We start from the raw sequence: 24,294 nt of genomic DNA on the forward strand, positions 1-24,294 counted from the left end.
AATACACCGAGTATTCACCTGTTTAGATTTTTCACTAAACCTTCCGCAAATTTCACGCCAAATTGTTTGCATTGCTGCTCTTCTTCATTTTCGGGCATTCCTTCTATTTTTAATCCTGGCTGCATGACAGTAGCTCCTTGTTGTTGCATTGTTTTTTCCAAAATGTCAACGGCTCTCGCGAAGTAAAGGTAGGATGTATCTCCTGAACCGAATGCGGCTACTGCTTTCCCTTCCAAGTCTAAATCTTGCACTTCTTCGTGTAAGTCCGCCATTTCCCAAGGGATTTCACCTTCTCCGTATGTATAACTTCCTAATAGAATCCCGTCATAAGGCAAAAGCTCATTCGCCAATAGTTCAAAAGAATCTTTAACTTCAACCTCCACCCCTTTTTCCTCGATGCCCTCCGCTACCAAATGGGCGATTTCTTTTGTATTTCCAGTCATACTTGCATAGACGATGATTACTTTCATATCATTTCCCCTTTCCCCTATAGTGTACATGTTCTGAAACCTTTGCATTTCACTATGTTCAGATAATACAAGTCTTTTCGTCCTTTCTGCAAATAAAGATCCTTCTTTTACATCACTACGTTCAGATAAAAGGGGCGAGGTTGGAATTCCACTCGGAAATGTAACTTCACCTTTAAATCCCACTACGTTCAGATAAAAGGATGAAAATGATAAATTTCATGAAGAATACGCAATACTTTAAATCCCACTACGTTCAGATAAAAGGATAATAAGTCTTTTACGTTTTGAGTTATTCCTGTCTTTAAATCCCACTACGTTCAGATAAAAGACTTTGAAAAAAAGAGAATTACAAGAGATATGATCGCTTTAAATCCCACTACGTTCAGATAAAAGTGGGACAAACGTGGATTATGCTGATTTCGTCAACACCTTTAAATCCCACTACGTTCAGATAAAAGCAAACCAAAAAAATGTATCAATTACTAGCTGACAACTTTAAATCCCACTACGTTCAGATAAAAGGTTTCAGGCCCCATAAAATCCTTAACTCTATCACGCTTTAAATCCCACTACGTTCAGATAAAAGAAAGAAGCCGAAAAGCGCATTCAAGCTTTTTTGAAAACTTTAAATCCCACTACGTTCAGATAAAAGTTGCTTGTGATTACTTCAATCTTTTTAGACTTAGTACTTTAAATCCCACTACGTTCAGATAAAAGACATTTCGGTTATGCCGCATCACAATTGTTTAATGCTTTAAATCCCACTACGTTCAGATAAAAGTGATGCCTATCTTAGCCTATATGGGAATCACGGTAGCTTTAAATCCCACTACGTTCAGATAAAAGTGCATTCCTCTTTCCGCTTACCGCCGCTTTACACCTTTAAATCCCACTACGTTCAGATAAAAGAATTTGGTTAGAAGAGTGTTCTGAAATCAAGTACGACTTTAAATCCCACTACGTTCAGATAAAAGGACAACTAAACGAAACAGGTCAACACTTTAAAGACGTCTTTAAATCCCACTACGTTCAGATAAAAGACTTCGCTCGGTATTGCCCTCGACTATAATTACGTTCTTTAAATCCCACTACGTTCAGATAAAAGGGTATCGATCCAACTATAATCAGAATCACTTTTTCCAACTTTAAATCCCACTACGTTCAGATAAAAGGGAAACAACGGAAATTCCAGCTGGTTAAAAAACAACCTTTAAATCCCACTACGTTCAGATAAAAGGGGCTAAACAGATATGGCTAAAAACAGGCGAAATCCTCTTTAAATCCCACTACGTTCAGATAAAAGTGCGGATGGCATCCCATTATTAAAAGCAGATAAGTGGCCTTTAAATCCCACTACGTTCAGATAAAAGGTCGTTACCGTCATTATCGTATGCAGTTACTCTTCTTTAAATCCCACTACGTTCAGATAAAAGAGAAACTAAATGTTCAATCGCATATGTCAACCCTCCCTTTAAATCCCACTACGTTCAGATAAAAGTCCTGGGCCGTCTTCGTCCTCGTCTTCCCCAGCCATCTTTAAATCCCACTACGTTCAGATAAAAGGTTTACGACGTTCGTCGGCTGCTGCCATTTTAGCGTCTTTAAATCCCACTACGTTCAGATAAAAGAAGGATGCGGATTCCATAGTTTCCTCCTGGTGATCGTACTTTAAATCCCACTACGTTCAGATAAAAGTGTCGTATAGACCGTCCCTAGTAATTTCATACGCAATCTTTAAATCCCACTACGTTCAGATAAAAGTGGTGCCGATTGGTTAGTGGATGCTTGTTTTTTCGTCTTTAAATCCCACTACGTTCAGATAAAAGTTCCAAGCACTTGACCCAATAAATCTCTTAAATCATTCTTTAAATCCCACTACGTTCAGATAAAAGCAACACAGCCATTAGCCAGTTTGACGCCGAATTTGAGTTTCTTTAAATCCCACTACGTTCAGATAAAAGGTGTCTAATAATGGGATATACCCGAGGTTTGAAGCCCTTTAAATCCCACTACGTTCAGATAAAAGGATAACGGGCGTCAATATCAATGTTAGTACCGACGTTCTTTAAATCCCACTACGTTCAGATAAAAGTAGATATTCCTGCTTTTTCTTTTAATTGGTTATATGTCCTTTAAATCCCACTACGTTCAGATAAAAGCCCAACCCAAAACCGCAATAAATCAATGCTTTTGTTGGTTAGTTTGCGGCGAACCATCAATGTGGTATTTTTAACAATTACACAATCATACTATAAACCCTATCATATCAAGACTTTCTCATATTCAAAAGTACAAATTCCAAAATGCACCAATTCAAAAGAAACAATCAAATTGTCCTTTTTCTTCGCCTATAATTTCTTTACGAATATGCTTAGGATTTTCAACTATATAGTAATAAATACTATCCTCATTTATATTTATAATGCTTTCCACCTCTTGGCGGCACTTCAAAAATGGTCCCTTTGTTACTTCTCCTTCAAAGACGGAATTTTGTGTCCATGTTAAATGGGCTTTTAACTTTTTGCATATTTTTCCAACCCTTCTCTCATTTACATCATAGGTAATAATTACATACATTTTTGATTACCACCACGCTTTCAACGGAATGTATGGTGTATCCCCAATTACATGCTTAATTAGTTTATAGCATTCAAGGCGAATTAAATACCAGTAAGAAACATTTCGTTTCAACTTTCGATGACGAATTGTTTGCTGAAGTCGCTCATCAAAAGCAGCAATAACTATTTTTCGTCCCATTTCATTCAAGTAAACCATTCCATCATGATTCTCAAAATGTTTTGATGTGATTTTTTTCTTATTTACAAGTGTAATTAAAAGCGGATCAACAAGTAATGGCTTAAATATCTCAGCTAAATCCAAACAAAGAGAAAAACGTTTTTGAGAAGGCTCATGTAAATAACTAATAGTTGGATTGAGCTGTGTCTTATATATTTCAGATAAAACAGATGTATACATCATTGTATTTCCAAATGAAATTAAAGCATTGAAAGGGTCGCGAGGAGGTCTTTTCGTCCTTTCTGCAAATGTGAATTCTTCAGGAATTAACTCATTTAATGCTCGATAATAATGTTGACGAATCATTCCTTCTATTCCCATAGTTTGCTGTACATCTTTCGCATCTCTAATGTTCTTACTCAGTTCAGTTATTATTTGTACAGATTCATACCCATGTATCCCTCTCTTACGACATGTCCGCAGCATGTGAAATGATGCAGATTGGACAAAACATTTTGCTAAAAATAACCTTTTCTCTTTTCGTAAATAGTGATCGCTCTGCTTAACTGTAACTATTCCAGAAACACTATGTTCTCTTGGATAAAACGACCCTGTATAGAATCCATAATAATTATAAAAATGAAGCATTACCTCTTTTTGACCCGAAAAATTAAATAAGGCACTATTCAAATCGATTTGGCCAAAAAGATGAACATTTTCTACCTGTTCAACTGGTACTGCTCTTTTTATTCCATCTTCCGAAACAATATATAATGTATTGTCTTTACGCATTAATCTTCCATTTGAAAACAAATAAATATCACGTCGCATCATCATCTCCCCCTTCTAAGGCAAAACAAAAATCGAAATATGCACAATTACGACAATAAGGGAGTTTTACTAATTTGGGAGTTTGCTCACTTTCAATAATTTTAAATACCTCAGCAATCACTTTACGGATTTTCTTTTCATTTTCTTCATTCAGTTCAATTTCAACAACTTTCTTTTCCTTCGTATAAGCAATGCGGCCTCGTTTTTCTATTCCTCGCTGCTTGAGTAAATATAGATAATAGAGCAGTTGCAGTTCATCAGCTTTTTGCATTTTACTAGATAGTTTTGTTTCCTGGACAAATTGTTGATCTAACACATCTATTTTTGCATGATCTCCTAACATAATTTCTTTTTTCTTTCTTTTATAAGATCCTTCATGCAACAATGTACCTTCAATTACCTTTTCATGTGCGGTTTCAAATGAAATTTGGCGACTATACAACCATAATTTCCTTTTACAAATTGAGTAATATTGAATGTGTAATCCTCCAACCTCACCTTTCATAACCCATCTCTCCATTAAAAAAATCTACTATTTACGTCATCGCACGCTAATTCTAATCCACGATTCTTACTATATTTAGCATTCACAATTTTATAATGTAGAAAAGCCTTCTGGTCCAAGGAAGACACACTTAGTCGTTCCTTCTTTGCTCTATACTCAAACGAAAACTTATTGACCGATACCGTTAGTTGATTTAACTCTTGGATAATCTTTTTTCGTTCTATCTGTTCTTCATTTGACATCTGATAATATAACTCAACTAAATTCCTTGCTTCATCCCCTAACTCTTGACCTGGTATAATAAGACAGCTATGAATATCTCGTAATATATTTTGTGCTTCTTTCGAATCTAGTTTAAATGGGGTTAAATGATTTAATTCCATTATAGATTGGTCAAATGTTTTTAAATATTCACTGTCTTCCAGTTGCTCACGACTAAACACATTTTCTACAATTCTTAATTTGGTTTCCTCATCCATTAATTCACCATCGTAATTTTTTAAAGACTCTAGTCCATTTGATACAATGGAGTACTCATAGATTGAATCAATACCTGACGCCTCTTCTGCACAAATAAAAACATTTGGCTCTTTAGGTGTAAAACCTTCACCAAACATTCCTGGTCTTTTTCCTTTACGATTACATCTTCCGAAGCGCTGAAACAATGCATCAGGAGTTGCAGCCTCAGTAAATAGAATATCGAAATCAACATCTATTGACGCCTCTACAATTTGAGTCGTAATCCAAATACCAGGAGAATCATTATTCAACTGTCCAAAACTCTTAATATTATTTTCTAATAATTTTCGATCTCTAGCGATAAATTGTGAATGAAGCAAGTACACATCTGATTGCTCTTCACCATTTAACGCATCATACACTTCTAAAGCCCTCTTAACCGTATTGACAACAACAAGGACTTTCTTATCAAATGAGAGTTCGAGTATGTTATCTACACAATTTAAAATGTTACTTTGTAATATCTTGATTCGATGACGTCGTGGCATTTTTTCAGTCGCTTGACTTCGATCGTCTGGCAGTAGCGTGATCTGTTTCACTGTAGATTTTTCTTCTAATAAATTTCTTTTCTCCAATTCTTCTATAAAAATAGCAGGAAGAGTAGCTGTCATAATCATCCACTTCCCACCAAGTTGGTGAATCATTTCAATCCCTTTAATTAATATGGCTACAATATGGGGATCATAAGCTTGAATTTCATCTATAACTACTTTAGAGTAAGCAAGCGTGGCCAACTCTCTTTCAAAGCCTTTGTACAATAGTGGAAATTTGAAAATTTGGTCAATTGTTGAAAAAGTTAACTTACCTGCAAGCAATTGAGCGTGTAGCATTTGCTGTGTAGTTAATTCAAATGAACTTTTTTCCTGATCATCTATCAAATAGTCGAATGCTCCCGAATGAAGCAAATGAGCTTCTGTAAACCCAATTTCACCTTTACGAACCACACGATCATAAATTGCATTTAAACTAACCCGTAATGGTAAAGTGAAAAATCCTTTCTCATTGCCTATCCACATAAATGCGGCCTCAGTTTTCCCACTACCTGTTTGTGCCACTAACAATACATTTTTATCTTGATGTTCGCCTGCAAACTTTTGAATTTTTCGTATCGAATACCCTTTTTGTTTCATATACTGTTTTGTCTGATTTGCAATGGAGCAATCGACTGCTTGTTCGACAAAGGTATCCACTTTTTCATTTTTTCTCTTTGCAGATGCCGCATAATCAGCCCTATGAAGCAAACCTTTTAATAATATATAGCGTTTTTGCTCATTTGATAAATTCCGGTTGTCCCTCCAAATTCTACTTCGATTCTCTAGTACTTCTAATAGTGTAGAATCTGGTTTACGTATTATTTTCACACTTTGTTGCTCTTCTATTTCATCAATATAGCTCTCAATTTGTTCTTTAAAAATAGACATAATCTCTTTTTTCATTGGTTGACGATCACGTTCATGATGAAATCCAACTATTAGCGATAACAACTCGGAATCTTTTAAATCAAGCTCATAGTGGTTTTCTAAGTCTTCAAACGGAATCATTGCAACAGATAAATAATTATGTGGATAATTTTCATGATTCTTACTTGCGGATACACCTTGTATTGCTGCTTTAATTCGGGTTTGAAATCCAACACTATATTTACCTACATCATGGTATTTTGCAGCAAAGTGTAATAACATCCATTCTTTCTTAGTAAGGAATTGGAGATGTTCGCCATAAGTCTGGCGAAGCACCTCCACTGCTGCAACAACATCTTCCGTATGTTCTCGGACGGTTAAGATATCAGGTTTCGATTTTGCGAAAAAAGTTGTCACTTTCATTTATCCTTCCATTAAAAATATGGGATAACATCCATCGTGAGGAATCACTTTTGTAAACTCTGTCTCCCTATTCATCGGCAGATACACAGTAGATATATGATCCCAAACTCTTTTCCCTCGTATAATTTCATATTTTCTCGGCAAACGAAAATACATTTTTGCGATTGTATCACTTTTTAGTTCTCTTCTTGTTTCTGCCCATTCTGTGGGTATATAGCAATCATATGGAATTGTTACATTCCCCTGTTCTTTCATTTCTACAAATTCTATTTCATCAATCCGAACAAGATCTTCCCATCGACCAAGACTAAGAGTTTGGTTTGTTTCGCTTAAACGTCTATACAAGTCATCTAATATCTTTGTTTCTGCATCAATATGAATGACATGCTCGATATTATAAAGCAAATGCAAATACATAGGCATAGAAGTAACATTTTCAGGCTCTATATCCATTCCCAAACCTGCAACGCTAAAAGGAAACTGAACATTGGCTTTCTTGTACATATACTTTTTAACATAATCTATCATCATACTTTCATATGTTCCTTGAATCGATAAATTCATTGGAATATATTCAGTAGCATTTAGTACAGCATGAAGCATTCCTTTTACTGTTGAAAAAGGGGCTAGAGGGTAAGTCTCACCAACTTTGAATGCCAGTGGCTTCTGATAACAAGCCGTTTCTTGAAATATTTTAATGCGAAGTAGACGCATTATAAGTCACCCCGTAGTGATCCGCCACTTTTTTCATTAATTGTTGAAAAAAGTCTTCAATCGTAAGGACTTTTCCTTCAAATGTGGACCGGATTTCTGCTTCATTTTGAAATTTCCCTCTTGAAAGGCCGATCCATGTATTTTCAGCGACTTTTTCTCCCGCGAAGGTTAATTGTGTTGCTTCTTCTAGCAATGAAACATCTAATCTTCCGCGATTCATTTTTACGCGTCCCTGAAAAAATGGATTTGCAACATTATATCCCCCTCCAATAACAAAGAATGGGGATAGATTCTCTTGGCGCCCCCGAATATGTCGGGAAAGAAGTTTAATAATTTCTAATAGTTGCTGGATCCTTTCAAATTTTTTTACTTGTTCAAGTTCAAGATCATCATTACTATCTATACCAATTTTATCGAGATCAATAGTTACTGTGTAGCTATAATAACTAACATGATTCTCTAAATTTGCTAGATTAGGATCTTCATTTCTACGATTAGCCAATCCCATATTATTCAAAAACTCCATATCCCCATTATATGGCTCCAACGAAATGGCATGGCTTAACCGAACAACTGCTGCCCGTTTAACAGATTTACTGCCAGTCTTTAAGTACCCAAATAAATCCATTTCTACAGAATCTTGTATGGTCACATTATCTTTAAATTGAAGGGTTCCTTTTGTCTTATCTACGACATCCAAATTCCAGCCAAACCATTCATTTCCCAAGCGAACAATATCATATCGTAAAGCTTGCCTCGAAGCGAAAGTATATGTATTTCCATCGGCGCGATTAAATTTTTTCAGTTCAGAAATATTTCCAAATCCTTCTCCATAGTTCAATGAACTCGCTTCCATTATCATAGTTATTGTTAATGTTTTTGACATTTTAGTTCCCCCTTTTAATTAATTATTTGTTTTTCCTGATCCTGTTGTTTAATTTCTGAAGGTATTAAACCTGCTACAAAAGCCATAGCAATTGTCGCAAACTCGCTATCAGATGTTTTGGGATCGATTGCACGAATGAATGCTGGATTTATGCTCATCCCAGCTGCTACATGAAGTCTTAAAGCCGTATCCATGAACAGTTGTCGATTTCCGGCCTTCGCTGCGTTCATTAATCGATAGGCTACGGAAGTCATTTTCTTATTTGCTGATGCTCGATAATTATTGGGCTCATTACTAGTTCCATCTACATTCAAGGTTTTTGATAAACGATATCCAATGCCATACATCTGATCTGTCATTGTTTTATTAGTCGTCAATGTCTTTCCCCCTTTAATCAAAATTAGCTTTTCTCTCATAAGTAGTGCATTCCGAATTGACCCTGTATGTCTATGTTTGTCACTTTCGCCTATCACTCGTCGCATTTCTTTCCATATAATATGCTTACTGTCTAGATTATCCATTGCCGCACGTACAATTTTTTCCCGAAATGCAATCGGATATATCCTTGAGGTAACTTTTGATTGCTCCGATAAAACATATTGCACAAACGTAGGATGTAATGGTCGATATTCTAATACTGTTTTTTTCATCTTATATTCTGTCATCCACTCAATAAGCATTGAAGATTGTTTCCGTTGCTCTTCTAACTCAGTAACTTTACTGAATGTATCTCGTAATGCCTCGCTAAACTTCACATCTTTTCGCATCGCATTTGAAAACTGATTATTTAAAAAAAAGGTGTTCTCACAACTAGACTGATCATATAAAAACCCAAAAACAGTTAATTCCTCTCCCTTAAAAGGTCGCTTGTATGATTGAGAACCTAATGGGGCCAATAACAGTAATAACCTCGCCAAAGAACTAATTGATTGAGTTGTATCTAAATTCCCATCCCATGCATAATTATAAGTATTTTTCATACTCATACCCAACGGGACAAAATACATTTCTTCAAACGCCATTGTTCCCCATTGCCCCTCTATAAGTGAACATTCCGGTAGCCCTTTTAACCATTCATACCAAGTTAATTTAGCTTTCTTTTTCTCCTTTAACCAAGAAGATGTGTAATTAGGCTTTTCTCCTAATTTAAAAAGTTCTTCAATCTTTTCCTCATCTCCTAATTCAAAATTCTTACGTAGTCGAATCTCCCAAAGTAAAGGTGTGATATAATCTTTACAAAAAAGTTCCATTTGTTCTTCATACGTCAATTTATTTTTCGCTACATTTAAAAAGGAAGCTTGTCCTCCAGATTGCGCTAACAAAGAACTTGATTTAGCAAAATTCAATGTCAATTTTTGATTAATCTTTTTTTGTTTGATTAATTGGTAAAACTCTTGTACACTATGTCCTACTACATCAAATTCCTGATTTTTCATTGCTTCTTTAAGAGTGTTAGTGATGCGATCACATTCATCTGAATATTCAGGGAAATATTTTTTGACTTTATCTAAAGATTTTTTTGCACGCTCGTTAACCCACTTCATATTCTCTTTATATTTCGCCTTATCATTAACACGTCTAGTTAAACTGATTGCTAAATTCTTTATTGCTTCATTTTCTCGTTCAGCGACACTATAATGATTAACTATATATTCAAAAAGAAATTCTGGAATTTTCTCAATCCAATTGAAAGAAACACTTAGACGATTTGCCTCTGTTTGCCACTCTTGATTTGTAGGGGCAAGTCGCATTAGGGCAACTGATCCCATCGATGTCATCCAATCATTTACAGGAATTTGAATCATCGCTTCTAATCACCTCCAGTGTTCCAAAACCTTGCGACTTCCTTAATGACATACCATCTTGATATAATAAGTGCAAATCCTTTATGTTTCCTTCTAGCAATAGTTGACCTTTCTGGGCTGTGAAAAATAAAACCTGACCCTTAGCACCACTATTTGTCTCTTGTATCACTTGTTTTTTCAGTCGATGAGCTATAATTTTAATGGGTTGATATAAACTACGACCATAAAGTGAAATAAATTGACGGTTCACGATGCTATTAAGCTCTTTTTCGAACTCATCGTCTGTTATTAATAGCGGCTTTCCTTTTTCATTCTCCACTAAAAAAGGAGACAATGTAGTAAACACCACCCTATTACTAATAATAGATCTTTCTTTTAACACTTGAATTTTGCCAACTTGAAAGTCCGAATCTTGATAGAAATGTTTATCCATTTGCTGAAGTCCATTAAGTAGATGAACCATGAAAATTGTGTCTGAGGAACTAATTGTGACTGTGACATAGTCGACAAGAAAAGTATCGCCCTCCTTTTTAAAATTAGATAAATATACCGAAAAGGTGTACGGCTTTGGCTGACTTAAACTAGAATAATATAACCTTTCGTAAAGTCTCTCATCCCCCTTTCTTACAGCTTCTTTAATTAAAGACACAACCATCATTCGATAAGAAAGCGGTATTTTACTTGTTTTTAGATCGACACTTATTCTCAATAAAAAAATACCTCCCTATTAGAACTTTATAGAAAATCTAACTAGGTAAATAGTATCATATCGTCCCAATGGAAATCTACCCCAATTTTGTTTTTTTATTTTTTTTTATATAATAGAGAACATATATCTGAACAGATGGGATTTAAAGATTAGTACTTTATTAATATTAATCAATTATTATCTGAACTCTTGGGAATGATATTCAAAAAACCTACTATTTCAATACAACTGTTTATGTTTGTATGTTTTGAGGTATTGAAAAGCTCAAAAACAGGTGAATACATCACAGTATTCACCTGTCCAGATTTTAAAAATATCATGCAGAATTTTTTGCACTGCTACTCTTCTTCTTTTTCAGACATCTTCGTCTCAAGCTTCCTATATTTGCTCCTCTCCTTCTCCTTTGCATTATTTAAATCCCACTACGTTTAGATAAAAGACACCTACTGTTTACACCTTCAACCCTACAGTCCCACTTTAAATCCCACTACGTTCAGATAAAAGGTGGATCAACAGTTTAGAAAAAGAAGCAATCCGAGACTTTAAATCCCACTACGTTCAGATAAAAGGGTTGAGCTTAAAGGGGTACTTCAATCAGATGGCAAACTTTAAATCCCACTACGTTCAGATAAAAGGAGCTTGTCATCAGCCATAGATAAGATGTCGGGATCCTTTAAATCCCACTACGTTCAGATAAAAGCTTTCTTTTCAGTATCCTGATCTACCATAACCATTTTCTTTAAATCCCACTACGTTCAGATAAAAGCAGTTAACGATTTAGAAATTGCTCAAAAAGATGCATCTTTAAATCCCACTACGTTCAGATAAAAGGTTTTACGTATGATCCATATGATCCTGTTTATAACGCTTTAAATCCCACTACGTTCAGATAAAAGATTTTTGCGTTCCAAGATGAAGAGGGTCAACCACTCTTTAAATCCCACTACGTTCAGATAAAAGGTGAAGGGGTGATAAAAATGAAATCTATTAAGATAACTTTAAATCCCACTACGTTCAGATAAAAGGTGGAAAGCGATGAGGGTTATTAAACACTTAAGCACCTTTAAATCCCACTACGTTCAGATAAAAGAAAAGCCTGTTACTAAGTCTGAAAGCGACGAGGTGACTTTAAATCCCACTACGTTCAGATAAAAGCCTATCGGGACAAGCAGATAGCGTAACTCTTAATTTCTTTAAATCCCACTACGTTCAGATAAAAGCTAGCTCCGTTAATTAAAGGCGGGAAAAGCTTGTACAACTTTAAATCCCACTACGTTCAGATAAAAGGAAATACGCTAAAGGTACCATTAACGGTACTCACACCTTTAAATCCCACTACGTTCAGATAAAAGGACGACAGCGGGAAGGCAACCAAAACAGCTAAAGCACTCTTTAAATCCCACTACGTTCAGATAAAAGAAATAACGTCCAGAAATGGGCAGACGGAGACTACCTCTTTAAATCCCACTACGTTCAGATAAAAGTTGAGGGTGGATATGAAAAAGTAAATGATTACATCTTTAAATCCCACTACGTTCAGATAAAAGGTTCGACAACGTACAAATGTAGTTATTTATATGTTCTTTAAATCCCACTACGTTCAGATAAAAGTTCATTAAAAACTTTATGCAAGGTTATTTATATACTTTAAATCCCACTACGTTCAGATAAAAGGGCATTTCTGGTTCAACAAAAACTGAATCTGCTAAACCCTTTAAATCCCACTACGTTCAGATAAAAGGCGTTGGGTTTCCTCGATCCATTTAGCGTACTCGCCCTTTAAATCCCACTACGTTCAGATAAAAGGATTTTTTAACTAATCCCTTTTCCACGTAGCTTTTTCTTTAAATCCCACTACGTTCAGATAAAAGTAACCGCCAATGTACAAGCCTATTACGAGGATATGCAGCTTTAAATCCCACTACGTTCAGATAAAAGGCCCTACCGAAAACCGCAATAAATCAATGGTTTTGATGGTTAGTTTGCGGCGAACCATCAATGTGGTATTTTATTCATGTCCACGATCATGCTACAAATTCTATTATATCAAGGCTTTCTCGTGTTCAAAAGACTAAATCCCAAAATGCACCAATTTAAAAGAAGCAATCAAATCGTCCTTTTTCTTCGTCAAAAACCTCTTTGCGGATATGTTTAGAATTTTTAACTATTTTTCAATAAACCTTCCGCAAATTTCACGCCAAATTGTTTGCATTGCTGCTCTTCTTCGTTTTCGGGCATTCCTTCTATTTTTAATCCTGGCTGCATGAAGGTAGCTCCTTGTTGTTGCATTATTTTTTCCAAAATGTCAACGGCTCTCGCGAAGTGAAGGTAGGATGTATCTCCTGAACCAAATGCAGCTACTGCTTTCCCTTCCAAGTCTAAATCTTGCACTTCTTCGTGTAAGTCCGCCATTTCCCAAGGGATTTCACCTTCTCCGTATGTATAACTTCCTAATAGAATCCCGTCATAGGGCAAAAGCTCATTCGCCAATAGTTCAAAAGAATCTTTAACTTCAACCTCCACCCCTTTTTCCTTAATGCCCTCCGCTATCAAACGGGCCATTTGTTTTGTATTTCCAGTCATACTTGCATAGACGATGATTACTTTCATATCATTTCCCCTTTCCCATATAGTGTACATGTTCTGAAAAATATCTAAAGGAAATTTTCCTTTATGCATTTTGTATTTGATTCCGAGTTCCTTCTCAAGGTAGCTTTCTATTCATTATTTTTCATAGATTGCATATTTCACACGATCTATTCCAAATATTTTTTACACCTTGCCCCTTTAATTTCCAATTATTCACTAATAAAGGTCATTTCACGAAACTTTCCCACTTCTGATTTCGTATAGTTGCTAGGAGGGGAATATAGGATGTCATTACTATCGATTACGATTCAGCAAGCTGGTTATGATTTAGATGAAGCAATTATTCAGGATATTCAGTTTTCGATTAATAAAGGGGAACTAGTTGGATTAATCGGAGCAAATGGTGCGGGAAAAAGTACGACGATTAAAAGCATCCTTGGATTGATTCCCCATTTTCACGGGGAAATAATTAAGAAACAGGATCTTTTCATGTCTTATTTACCTGAGCGTCCCGTTTTTTATGATGAACTAACATTCCAGGAACATATCGATTTCGTTGCAGCACTTGAACACTTATCGGATGATGTTGTGTTACAGCGCATCGGACCTTTGCTCAATAACTTCCAAATGGCAGAACATCTTCATGAATTGCCTACAACTTTTTCTAAAGGAATGCAACAAAAAGCCATGATCATCTTGGCTCTCTTGAAAAAACCTGAACTTTTTATCATTGATGAACCTTTTATTGGCCTAGATCCTATCGCAACGAAATTATTACTAGACCTAATTCAAAATAAAAGAAAACGAGGAATTGGTATTCTCATGTGTACCCATGTTTTAGACACTGCGGAAAAAATTTGCGACCGCTTTATCGTTTTGAACAACGGGAAAATGATTGTTTGTGGGACATTAGAAGAAATTCGAGACTTCTGTCATTTACCAAATTCAGATTTATTCGACTGCTATCATTACTTAATTAAGGATGATGAAAATGAGTAGCTTTCATATTTTTATCAGCCGCCTAAAGCAAGATTTATTATTTCAATATAGAATCACTAAAACCATTCTCGATTGGAGCGTTCTTTTATACTTTGTGGTCCCTGGTACAATAATTGCGTTTTTTATTTATCGTTCTTGGTGGTTTGATCTCCCACAATGGAGTGAATCCTTTACTTTTTCAATGATCGGGGCGATCTTCTTTTTAATCAGTTGGAAGGGGAATAACCGGACATTTGTTCAGGAAGCTGATGGAGTATTTTTCCTTACACATAAAATGAAATTTCTCAATATGATTAAATGGGCCTTTGTTTATTCTATTTGGAAAGCTGCTTTCAAAATCATTTTTCTTACATTCACCGCCATGCCCTTTTTGCTTCACCATTTTTCCTTGAACCATTGGGAAATTGCAAGCTTTTCCTTATTTTATATTGGAATAACATTATTTATTCGGGCTTTAAAGTTTTTCTTTCAAACCCAAACCTGGAAGGAAAAACTGATAATGTGGGCTGTCTTCCTCTTCATGTTTTTGGGGCACCAGTACTGTTTACCAGTCATTCAGAAACCAGTATTTTCAGTCGTCCTCGCATTTCTTTTTATCATCTTTGCTTCATTGTTAGCAATTCCAAGAGTTCTAACCACAAATTATTTTCAAAATGAAGTACAAAAAGAAAATCAAGAGCGGCTACGTCTTATGAATTCTGTTTTAGGTGCGGCACCTGGGGTCGAAAAGCCAAAAATTATAAAACGAAAGAAAGCTTTTCTATTTCGTCATTCTAGAAGAATTTTTAAACAACGAACACCCCAGATTGGCCTAACGGAAGTCTTTATCAAAATCATTTTACGGAATTTTACATACTTAAGTGGATACTTCAAATTAATTGCTGTCACAAGTGCAGCTATCATCGTCATTCCTAAACTGATTTATCAATTGATTCTCATCGCATCATTTACCTTTTTTATGTGGGGCTGGGTGGCCAATTTATGGGATCAAGTGATTCTACAACATCCAATCGGAAAGCAATCGAGTGAACAAGAGGACTTTTTTCAAGCGCGAAAAAAAGTAAATATTGTTCTCACATGTATAGCAACCGGGGTCTTGATGGTCATTGTGATAGTAAAGGAGTTTTTGGGGTAGTAATAGTGTAAATTGGAAAAAGTGCGGCTTCAGTGGGGCCGTTCCCCTGTATAGATTTGATCATTTCCCGCGGTTTTTTGTGCTTCTTCTCCTATTATTTGCACATCAGGGACCCTTGGGAATGCACGGAATCTTTCTTTTGCTCTCCCCGGGGGATTTGATCATTTCCCAACTGGATTTGCACATTTCCCATCTACTTTTGCTTTACTATTTTCTACTTTTGCTTATTTCCCCTTTTTTATGATCATTTCCCGCGGTTTTTTGCGCTTCTTCTCCTGTTATTTGCACATCGGGGACCCTTGGGAATGCACGCGATCTTTCTTTTGCTCTCCCCAGAACGATTTGATCATTTCCCAACTGGATTTGCACATTTCCCATCCATTTTTGCTTTACTATTTTCTACTTTTGCTTATTTCCCCTTTTTTATGATCATTTCCCGCGGTTTTTTGCGCTTCTTCTCCTGTTATTTGCACATCAGGGACCCTTGGGAATGCATGCGATCTTTCTTTTGCTCTCCCCAGAACGATTTGATCATTTCCCAACTGGATTTGCACATTTCCCATCCACTTTTGCTTTACTATTTTCTACTTTTGCTTATTTCCCCTATTTTATGATCATTTCCCGCGGTTTTTTGCGCTTCTTCTCCTATTATTTGCACATCAGGGACCCTGGGAATGCATGCGATCTTTTTTTGCTCTCCCCAGAACGATTTGATCATTTCCCAACTGGATTTGCACATTTCCCATCTACTTTTGCTTTACTATTTTCTACTTTTGCTTATTTCCCCTTTTTTATGATCATTTCCCGCGGTTTTTTGCGCTTCTTCTCCTGTTATTTGCACATCGGGGACCCTTGGGAATGCATGCGATCTTTCCCATGCCCTGTTTCTTCTTGCAAAAATGAGGACAGTCCCCCACTGTTCTAGCATTTTAAAACAGCAGGGGACTGTCCCCAAAAATTTATTTTAAATGTATTTTCACATCTAAAGTTGATAACTGGTCCATGTATAGGTCTTCATATGATTGGTTTAGCTTATAATTTACTTCCTTATCTGTTTTACCTTCGTTCTCTTTTTTTATCTTTTCTTCTAATTCATTCGCCACTCGATCTCGAAGCATCGTAACTCGGAGGTATTCTCGGACAGAATCGTCATATTTCTTTTTCCCATATGCTTCGAGAAGTGCTTTTGTTTCCTTCCTATTTTCTATTTGCTCTGATAATATTTTCTCCTCTTTTGTTATTATGTCATCCGGAATGTAATAATTTTTTTCTTCTCCTAATAAAGCCATCGCATTGAGCTCTATTAGACTTTGTAAATTGACATTAATATTATCATAGCTCTCTAATTGCTCATCCCAATATGCATTACGATCCGCTACTTTTTCTACTTCGAGGCTTTCAATATCTTCACTTCTTTTAAGTTCAACCATCATTTTATTCATTAGTGTATAAAATTCCAGGTCTTTATCGAGGAAATCATTCCCATTTATTGTGATAATTTTCGTATTTTCACTTAATTTTGATTGCGATTGTTTGGTCTGTTCATCTGTTGTCGTTTGTTCCTTCTGGTCCGTAACATCTGACTTTCCAGATGAGCATCCGACTAGAAAAAGAATGAGAAGCAATGACAACCATTTCCTAATGGCTGGATGTGTAGAACCATTATGCCATATTTTCTGCATCCTATTCACTCCTCTTCTACATCAAACTCAAGTGTACCTTCATAAGTTTCTCCATCTTTTTCAGCTTGGACTTCGGCAATCCATTCTCCTGCCATTGGAAGTTCCACTTCACCTTCATAAGTTCCATCGCCATTATTGGTAAAATGAACTTCGATCTCGCCATGATCCATTTTAGCCATTTCTAAGTTGGCGGTAATTTCCAGTCCTGTGACTGCTTCCGAGCCTTCAACTGCTTTTATCACAATGGGAAAGGATTGACCATATTTATGGCTAGGGGCTGTCTCTATGGAAAAATCTACTCCACCCGCTTTACAACCGGCTAATACAATGACAAGCATTAACAGAGCAAAGATTCTCTTTTTCATCATAATTCCTCCATTTTATGCATCTCTAGAAAGGCATCTACTGTATACTTTTCGATTTTTCCTTGGTTTAAAAAGGCAACATGTGTACAAATCTGCTTAATCTCATCGATATAATGTGAAGACATTAAAATGGTTTTATCTTGGAGTGAATGAATAATTTTCAAAATTTCTTTACGCCCAATAGGGTCTAATCCACTAGTGGGTTCATCCAAAATAATAATCTCTGTATCATAATAAAGAATTACAGCTAAACCTAAGCGCTGCAACATCCCTTTTGAATAGCCATTGATCGGTTGCTTTCGATCATCTGCCAAAGAAACCATTTTTAGGATTTCTATGATCTTGTTCTCATCAATCTTCTTCGTATCCAGTGCTGCAAAAAAGCGCATATTCTCTTCCCCTGTTAAATGAGGATAAAGGTGGAATTTTTCTGGTAAATAGGAAACATGCTTTTTCCATGTTTGCTGCTTGTTAGAATATCCTCCTAGAGTGACAGTGCCGCGTTTATGCGGAAGAATACCTAGTATCGTATGAATTAATGTTGATTTTCCAGCACCATTTCTTCCAACAAGCGCACATCGCTCATTTTTCTCAATGGTTAGATTCACTTGATCTAGCACTTTCTTTCCTTGGTAGCCTTGAGATAGTTCCTTTATTTCAATCATGACGCTCACCACCATTTTTAATTATTACGGTAAGTGTAAAAAATAGAAGCGGCCAAACAATTGCATTTATCATTAAGAATATCCATGGTTCCATGAGAATAAATTTATCCATCATTCGCGACATATGGGTCAATCCGAATAATCCTAGCTCTGTTTCTAAATAAAACCTCATCGCATGAATCGGATTTAAGAAATATACCCACGAGAAGATGTGTAAGTTATCAAAACTAGCAGCTGGTAAAGCATAGAGAAAGGCTAAATCTATTAAAAACACAACTGAAAACCAAATAAGAATGTTAGCTCCAACAAGCTGCATTTTCGTTTTACAAATGCTTCCTAGGAATATACCAATTTGGTTAAAAATCAATAGGAATACAATAATCACTAGGATAAAGTGAAGAAAACTACTTAAATGAAAGTTTAAGAATGCTTTCATAAATAATGCTAGAATAAAATTTGCACCAATAAATGTTATTATCATGACAAGCTGAATTGCTGCTGACTTTTTTACGATAAATGTAATGATTGACTCTTTTTTTGTAAGTAGAATCATCGATGTCTTTAGTTCCTTTTCCTGAAAAATAGAAAAGGAGGCTAGAAATATAGCAAACAGAGGAAGTAAATAAATATTCATGTCATACATCGATAGGAGGAGCGCTTCAAAACCAAGATCCGATGGAAAACTTCGAGCCTCCGCAATCAAAAATATGGATGTTAACATAATCATTGCTAGCCCTAGCCATAACCCCTTCCCTCTTGTTTGTTCTAATGCTTCTTTCCAAATGTATGGCATTCCCATTCTCCCCTTTTGTATGAGCAACTAGATTAGTATTTTTAAAATCTTTTGTTATAAAACTGTTTTTTTCTAACTTTATAAAAATATAGTATGATGAATAATCCGATTCCAACAACAAACAACAAACTATAATTTATATTTCTCTCTTTTAATAATGGATATTGATCTAATGCCATTACTTTTTGATTGCTAAATAATTCATTGTTCTTTTCATAAAGCTTGATTGCCGGGCTATTTAAAAATAAATAGGCTAATTCATTTTTCTCAATAAGTTCTCCAAGGGATGATGTGTATTCAAAAGCTGTGTCTCCTACTTGATCCTGATTTAAATCTACCATAGGTTTATTCCAATAATTTCCTTCTTTATTTTTGAACCACTCATTATTTGACTTGCCGCCAACCGTTATCACATCACTGATATTTTTATTAAATGTATTCTTTAAAAATGTTTGTGCTGTGGCTGAAGACCATAATTCAATCCCTATTTGATTATGGAAAAAATCATTTCCCTCAATAAGGTTGCTTGTGGACTGTTCAAGGTAAAGCCCCCGCTGATTAAGATGGAACTCATTATTTACCACTTGGATGTCTCGGCTTGTTTGAACAATTAAACCAAATGAACGTGATCCCTGGTTAAAAGAAAAACTATTATTTTTAAGTACAATATGATCCGAATGCATGATGGCTGCTCCACCAGTATTGCGATTAAAATAATTTTTCTCAAAGTTATTGTAGTTAGAATACATGTAGTGTAATCCATATCTTGTCTGTGTTACGGTATTATGATTGATTTTATTGTTATCGGAATACTCAACATAAATACCATCTCGAGTCCCTTGAATGCTGTTGTTTACAATTTTATTTTCACCAGAACGTACGATATGAATGCCATTTCCTTGATCTCCTAGGTTTTTTGTCGTTTGGCCAGTAATCTCTGTCCCAGTAATTGTGACGTCCTTTGTCTTGTTTAAAAAAATACCATGGAAACTATCTGTAATGGTTAAGTTTTTTAAAATAGTATGATCACCCATCACCCGAACACCTGCGTACTCCTCTTCCGAACTACGACTCATTCCACTATGTTTAATCGTAAGGTTAGCAAGTGTTACATCATCACTTGTTACCTCAATGACATTACCTGTTTGATCACCATTAATGACTGTACCTTTCTTGCCTTTAATGGTTAGTGGCTTATTAATCACAATGTTGCCATTATAGGTTTTTGCTTCAAGCTTTAATTCACCGCCTTTTGGTGTTCCATCAATTAATTCTTGTAATGGATTTGATTCAGCAGAAGCATCTAGTGCACCAATCAATAAGCTAATAGAAGCAACTATAGAAAGTATCCATATTTTCATTTTTTTCGGTCCTTCCAAAGTGGAAAAATCATTAAAATAAATACAATTCCGAGCAAATATCCACCATATGTGAAGTAACTATTTGTGACAAAGTTAGCTATTGTATTTTCCCCGATAATAGGTGGAACGAATGGATCTAAGTCTATCGGTGCTTTCGGGTCAAGTTCTGTTCCGAATTTTTTTAACCAACGATACATATCTAATAATCCGACGATTCCACCAATGACATAAAGGATAATAAGTCCGAATAAAAATGACTTTTTCCGTAAAAACGCAACGAGAAGTGTTAAAACTGCAAAGGAGATTACAATGTATGGCATGTAAGCAAGTTCTGGAAATGATTGATTGCTAAATTCCTTCATGCCAATATAGTGATTGAGTCCATTCACAACCTCAATATCTCCATCAAGTGTTGTTGGATAGACAATAATATCTAAACCTTCAGGATACTGTGGGGCAAAAAACTTCATCCCCCACCATGGAATAAATATAGATATAACTATCAGAACAGCTGCAATAATCAAGCTGATCATCGAAGCTACAGAAAGGTTCTTCTTCATATGATCATCTCCTAAGGATGGTGGAGAAGTAAGTGGGGAAAGCCCATTTACTCCCCCTTTCATTGGTTACTCTTTTGGCTTAACTAATAAATAACCGCTCATTTCTTGATGTAGCGCTGAACAGAAGTTAGTACAATAGATCGGGAAGGTTCCCGCTTGATCCGCTACAAATTCCAATGTATTTGTTTGTCCTGGCTGTACTTCAAAGTTTAAGTTGTAATCATTAATACCAAAACCATGAGTAATATCCTGGTCAAGATCAATATTCGTCATATGGAAAAATACCCGGTCTCCTTGATTTACTGTTACAGCATCAGGTCTGTCTGATTTTGCATCAAAGACAAATTTAGATCTTAAAGCAACACCATAAACATGTACTTCATTGCCTTTTCTTTCAATATGTGCATCTTCTTTACTCCAGACGGCATTTTTTCGTTTCTCGTCTTTTTCATATAGTTTCTTCGGCTTTATTTTATCCTTATGAACAATTTGGGCATAGTGTGGTTCTGGATCTACAGGTGCTGCCATGATATGTTCCATTTCTTCGCCTGAAATATCGAATAAATCCATCGATTCTGGATGGGATGGACCAACAGAAAGGAAATTATCTTTTGCAATTTTATTTAATGCCACAAGCCATTTTCCATCTGGGTCTACTGTATCTCCTTCAGCGGCTGAGGAATGCCCTGGTGAAAAGTAAGAAGGCTTACGGTCAATAACTTCCCCTGTATCCACTTTCCATTTCACCACTTCTGATGAAATGAACATGGTGTTATAGGCATTTCCTTTATCATCAAATTGCGTATGCAACGGCCCTAAAGCACCTGGAGGATCAACTTCGCGTTCCATTACTTTTTTATATGGTAAAACAGGGATACCGAATTTTTCATCGGAATAATCTTCTTTTTCAATCGCTTCAAAAGCTTTTTCAAATGAAAATACAGTCATTAATGGTGCAAGTTTCCCGGCTGCAATGAAACGTTTACCATCTGGCGTAACATCCACACCATGAGGAGATTTCGAAACAGGGATTGCATAAATAGCCCCTTTATAATCTCTTGGATCCACCATTTTCACGCCTTCAATTTCTTTATAATTTCCTTTTGCCACTTCCCCCTCAAGCTTCTTCCAGTTAATCAAAACAATATAGTCACGGTCATTTTGAGAGGCATTGATTTCTAAGTTCGTTGTAGCAAATTCTGTGTTATAAGTTGTCATCACAATCCAATCGCCAGACATCTTTTTACCCGCATCAGATAAATCATAAGACCACGGTGGAAGCATAATTTGATAAGCTAGATTGAATTTCTTTTTATCTCTGTCAAATTTCGCCATAGATACGACACCTTTATATTCCTCTTTATACTTATCTAATTCAGCATATTTTCCACCTAACGGACGGGCAAATCTTGTAGGTAATGCAATATACTCCGTATTTTCTGTCACAAAAACTCCAGCATGGGGACCACCCATATTTGGTAATGACATAATATCTGCAGTATGGAATGTACTTAAGTCAACGGCTGCCACACGGTTATTCCCTACATCATTTGCAAATAGAAATTCACCGTCATAGTCTCCTTTTGTTTCTGAAACTGCTGGATGGTGAAAATCACCCCATGTATAACCACCTAACATTTTTTTCGTATTTTCATCATATCCATACCCTGTTGCTGGATCTGGAGTAAAGACAGGTACAGTACGGATTTTTCGCATGGATGGAACGCCATAAACAAATAACTGTCCTGAATGCCCACCAGATGCTAACATATAATAATCATCGTATTCCCCATAAGGTACATACACCTTTTCAGCTTTACTTTTATTATCCGCTGCTGACGATGCTTTTTCCTCTTTATTAAAATCGGCAAAAAAGACAGCAGCCACCAATACTCCCGCAGCAAGTCCCGATACCGCCGATATAATTCCTTTCCTCTTCATTTATATTCACCTCCAATTTTACTTTTCAGCTGCTTTCTTTAATGCTTCTACGATTTTTTCTATCTCTTCATCTGTTAATGGATTTCCTTCAATCACCCCAGACATTACAGCCGATGTAGGTACTTTTAAAAATTCTTTTATTGGTTTACCATGTTTCCCTTCTACATTGTCGTATGCTTTTGAAAGATCTGGCCCAGTTGCCCCACCTTGAATATTTAAAGCTGAGACGGAATGACAGGAAATACAACCTTTTTCTGAAAATATCCCTCCATCTGAAGTAGTGGCCGTTTTCGGAGCATTTGAATCCTTACTCTCTTCTTTTACAACATTCTCTTGTTTTGATTCTTTCTCTTGCGTAGTTGTTTGGTTCGTTCCATCTGCTTCTTCCTTATCTTGAAAAATAAAATACCCGGCGCCAAAACCGACAAGAGCAGATACAATAAATATGATGATCCAATTTTTCAAGAGATGAACCTCCTTCCGTTGACACTGTAGAATTTTACTTGGCATTTTTCATCAATGATTTTTCGATAAAATTTCATAAAATGAAACTTCATTCAGTGGGGGTTACTTCTCATTAAAGGTGGGAGAACTAAACTGAAAACAGACGAAATGGATAACAGTGATCCTATCGGTTTCCACCTTTTCAATCATATTTTCTGAAAAATGCCAGTATGTTGAAGCAATTAAATCTTACAGTAGTCCCCTAGTTCGGAATGTGATGCACATCACATTCCAATTGTTTCTTTAGAAATCCATCACCAATTGTTCAACATTCCTTCACAAATTTCCCCTTTTCGTGAAATTCATTTGGGAGAATAGAGAAAAACAGCAAAAATTTATCCCCATCCAACGGAAGCCAAGTTGACGACTGTCGGATGAGGAATAATCGAAATTCGGGTATATAGGCTTGAGTGGGGATTTGATCATTTCCCTCGGGCATTTGCTTATTTCCCAACAACATTTGCACCACTTCTTTGGCTTTTGCACTACTTCTCACTACTTATGATCATTTCCTGGAATATTTGACTATTTCCCGCCGGTTTTTGCACCTCAGCCCCAGTTCAGTCGGCATTTCGGGATGGGATTCTTGACTTGCTGTTTTTGACTTACCAGGGGGATTTGATCATTTCCCTCGGGCATTTGCTTATTTCCCAACAACATTTGCACCACTTCTTTTGGCTTTTGCACTACTTCTCACTACTT

20 protein-coding genes and 2 CRISPR repeat arrays are annotated in these 24,294 nt (G+C 36.0%); of the genes, 2 read left to right on the forward strand and 18 right to left on the reverse strand.

Annotated elements, in window-relative coordinates:
* Window positions 1-14 precede the first annotated feature (14 nt).
* The 10 genes from J2S13_RS09990 to J2S13_RS10035 form a co-directional block, all read right to left on the reverse strand.
* Window positions 15-470 carry a flavodoxin gene (locus J2S13_RS09990; protein WP_307257605.1) on the reverse strand — a complete coding sequence of 152 codons (456 nt, stop codon included), beginning with the start codon at window positions 468-470 and terminating at the stop codon, window positions 15-17.
* Window positions 471-640: 170 nt separating this feature from the next.
* A CRISPR array of direct repeats spans window positions 641-2,629; the repeat unit is 29 nt; unit sequence CTTTAAATCCCACTACGTTCAGATAAAAG.
* Window positions 2,630-2,783: 154 nt separating this feature from the next.
* Window positions 2,784-3,047 carry a CRISPR-associated endonuclease Cas2 gene (gene cas2 / locus J2S13_RS09995; protein WP_307257606.1) on the reverse strand — a complete coding sequence of 88 codons (264 nt, stop codon included), beginning with the start codon at window positions 3,045-3,047 and terminating at the stop codon, window positions 2,784-2,786.
* Window positions 3,048-3,053: 6 nt separating this feature from the next.
* Window positions 3,054-4,037, reverse strand: a complete 984-nt coding sequence (cas1b, locus tag J2S13_RS10000; protein WP_307257607.1) for a type I-B CRISPR-associated endonuclease Cas1b — start codon at window positions 4,035-4,037, stop codon at window positions 3,054-3,056.
* Window positions 4,027-4,542, reverse strand: coding sequence for a CRISPR-associated protein Cas4 (gene cas4, locus J2S13_RS10005; protein WP_307257608.1), 516 nt, complete (start codon window positions 4,540-4,542; stop codon window positions 4,027-4,029). The genes cas1b and cas4 overlap by 11 nt, the downstream gene beginning before the upstream one ends.
* A gap of 14 nt (window positions 4,543-4,556) precedes the next feature.
* Window positions 4,557-6,878, reverse strand: coding sequence for a CRISPR-associated helicase Cas3' (gene cas3, locus J2S13_RS10010; RefSeq protein ID WP_307257609.1), 2,322 nt, complete (start codon window positions 6,876-6,878; stop codon window positions 4,557-4,559).
* Between the two features lie 6 nt (window positions 6,879-6,884).
* Window positions 6,885-7,598 (reverse strand): type I-B CRISPR-associated protein Cas5b, encoded by a 714-nt coding sequence (cas5b, locus tag J2S13_RS10015; RefSeq protein WP_307257610.1) that lies wholly within the window; start codon window positions 7,596-7,598, stop codon window positions 6,885-6,887.
* Entirely contained in the window at window positions 7,579-8,484 is a 906-nt protein-coding gene (gene cas7i, locus J2S13_RS10020; RefSeq protein WP_307257611.1) for a type I-B CRISPR-associated protein Cas7/Cst2/DevR, read from the reverse strand. The genes cas5b and cas7i overlap by 20 nt, the downstream gene beginning before the upstream one ends.
* Before the next feature lie 14 nt (window positions 8,485-8,498).
* Complete coding sequence (locus tag J2S13_RS10025) at window positions 8,499-10,289, reverse strand: hypothetical protein (protein ID WP_307257612.1); 1,791 nt, start codon at window positions 10,287-10,289, stop codon at window positions 8,499-8,501.
* The gene (cas6, locus tag J2S13_RS10030) at window positions 10,267-10,998 is read right to left on the reverse strand and encodes a CRISPR-associated endoribonuclease Cas6 (protein WP_307257613.1); all 732 of its coding nucleotides are present in this window, start codon (window positions 10,996-10,998) and stop codon (window positions 10,267-10,269) included. The genes J2S13_RS10025 and cas6 overlap by 23 nt, the downstream gene beginning before the upstream one ends.
* 410 nt (window positions 10,999-11,408) lie before the next feature.
* A CRISPR array of direct repeats spans window positions 11,409-12,936; the repeat unit is 29 nt; unit sequence CTTTAAATCCCACTACGTTCAGATAAAAG.
* Between the two features lie 222 nt (window positions 12,937-13,158).
* Window positions 13,159-13,608 (reverse strand): flavodoxin, encoded by a 450-nt coding sequence (locus J2S13_RS10035; RefSeq protein WP_307257614.1) that lies wholly within the window; start codon window positions 13,606-13,608, stop codon window positions 13,159-13,161.
* Between the two features lie 264 nt (window positions 13,609-13,872).
* Between J2S13_RS10035 and J2S13_RS10040 the strand changes: the two genes are divergently transcribed.
* Entirely contained in the window at window positions 13,873-14,586 is a 714-nt protein-coding gene (locus J2S13_RS10040) for an ABC transporter ATP-binding protein (RefSeq protein WP_307257615.1), read from the forward strand.
* Window positions 14,579-15,721 carry an ABC transporter permease gene (locus J2S13_RS10045; RefSeq protein WP_307257616.1) on the forward strand — a complete coding sequence of 381 codons (1,143 nt, stop codon included), beginning with the start codon at window positions 14,579-14,581 and terminating at the stop codon, window positions 15,719-15,721. The genes J2S13_RS10040 and J2S13_RS10045 overlap by 8 nt, the downstream gene beginning before the upstream one ends.
* 959 nt (window positions 15,722-16,680) lie before the next feature.
* Here the strand turns inward: J2S13_RS10045 and J2S13_RS10050 are convergent.
* From J2S13_RS10050 to J2S13_RS10085, 8 genes are all read right to left on the reverse strand, one after another.
* The gene (locus J2S13_RS10050) at window positions 16,681-17,403 is read right to left on the reverse strand and encodes a hypothetical protein (protein ID WP_307257617.1); all 723 of its coding nucleotides are present in this window, start codon (window positions 17,401-17,403) and stop codon (window positions 16,681-16,683) included.
* Between the two features lie 5 nt (window positions 17,404-17,408).
* Window positions 17,409-17,768 (reverse strand): FixH family protein, encoded by a 360-nt coding sequence (locus J2S13_RS10055; RefSeq protein WP_307257618.1) that lies wholly within the window; start codon window positions 17,766-17,768, stop codon window positions 17,409-17,411.
* Window positions 17,768-18,433, reverse strand: coding sequence for an ABC transporter ATP-binding protein (locus J2S13_RS10060; protein ID WP_307257619.1), 666 nt, complete (start codon window positions 18,431-18,433; stop codon window positions 17,768-17,770). Before J2S13_RS10060 ends, J2S13_RS10055 begins: the two co-directional genes overlap by 1 nt.
* The gene (locus J2S13_RS10065; RefSeq protein ID WP_307257620.1) at window positions 18,426-19,226 is read right to left on the reverse strand and encodes an ABC transporter permease; all 801 of its coding nucleotides are present in this window, start codon (window positions 19,224-19,226) and stop codon (window positions 18,426-18,428) included. The genes J2S13_RS10060 and J2S13_RS10065 overlap by 8 nt, the downstream gene beginning before the upstream one ends.
* 41 nt (window positions 19,227-19,267) lie before the next feature.
* Window positions 19,268-20,587 (reverse strand): nitrous oxide reductase family maturation protein NosD, encoded by a 1,320-nt coding sequence (gene nosD, locus J2S13_RS10070; RefSeq protein WP_307257621.1) that lies wholly within the window; start codon window positions 20,585-20,587, stop codon window positions 19,268-19,270.
* A complete protein-coding gene (locus J2S13_RS10075; RefSeq protein WP_307257622.1) occupies window positions 20,584-21,147 on the reverse strand; it encodes a hypothetical protein in 564 nt (187 codons plus the stop codon). The genes nosD and J2S13_RS10075 overlap by 4 nt, the downstream gene beginning before the upstream one ends.
* A 66-nt stretch (window positions 21,148-21,213) precedes the next feature.
* Window positions 21,214-23,088 (reverse strand): Sec-dependent nitrous-oxide reductase, encoded by a 1,875-nt coding sequence (gene nosZ / locus J2S13_RS10080; RefSeq protein ID WP_307257623.1) that lies wholly within the window; start codon window positions 23,086-23,088, stop codon window positions 21,214-21,216.
* An 18-nt stretch (window positions 23,089-23,106) separates the two neighbouring features.
* On the reverse strand, window positions 23,107-23,553 hold the full coding sequence (locus tag J2S13_RS10085) for a c-type cytochrome (RefSeq protein ID WP_307257624.1): 447 nt from the start codon (window positions 23,551-23,553) through the stop codon (window positions 23,107-23,109).
* Window positions 23,554-24,294 lie beyond the last annotated feature (741 nt).

The organism is Oikeobacillus pervagus (genome assembly GCF_030813365.1).
GTDB lineage: Bacteria > Bacillota > Bacilli > Bacillales > DSM-23947 > Oikeobacillus > Oikeobacillus pervagus.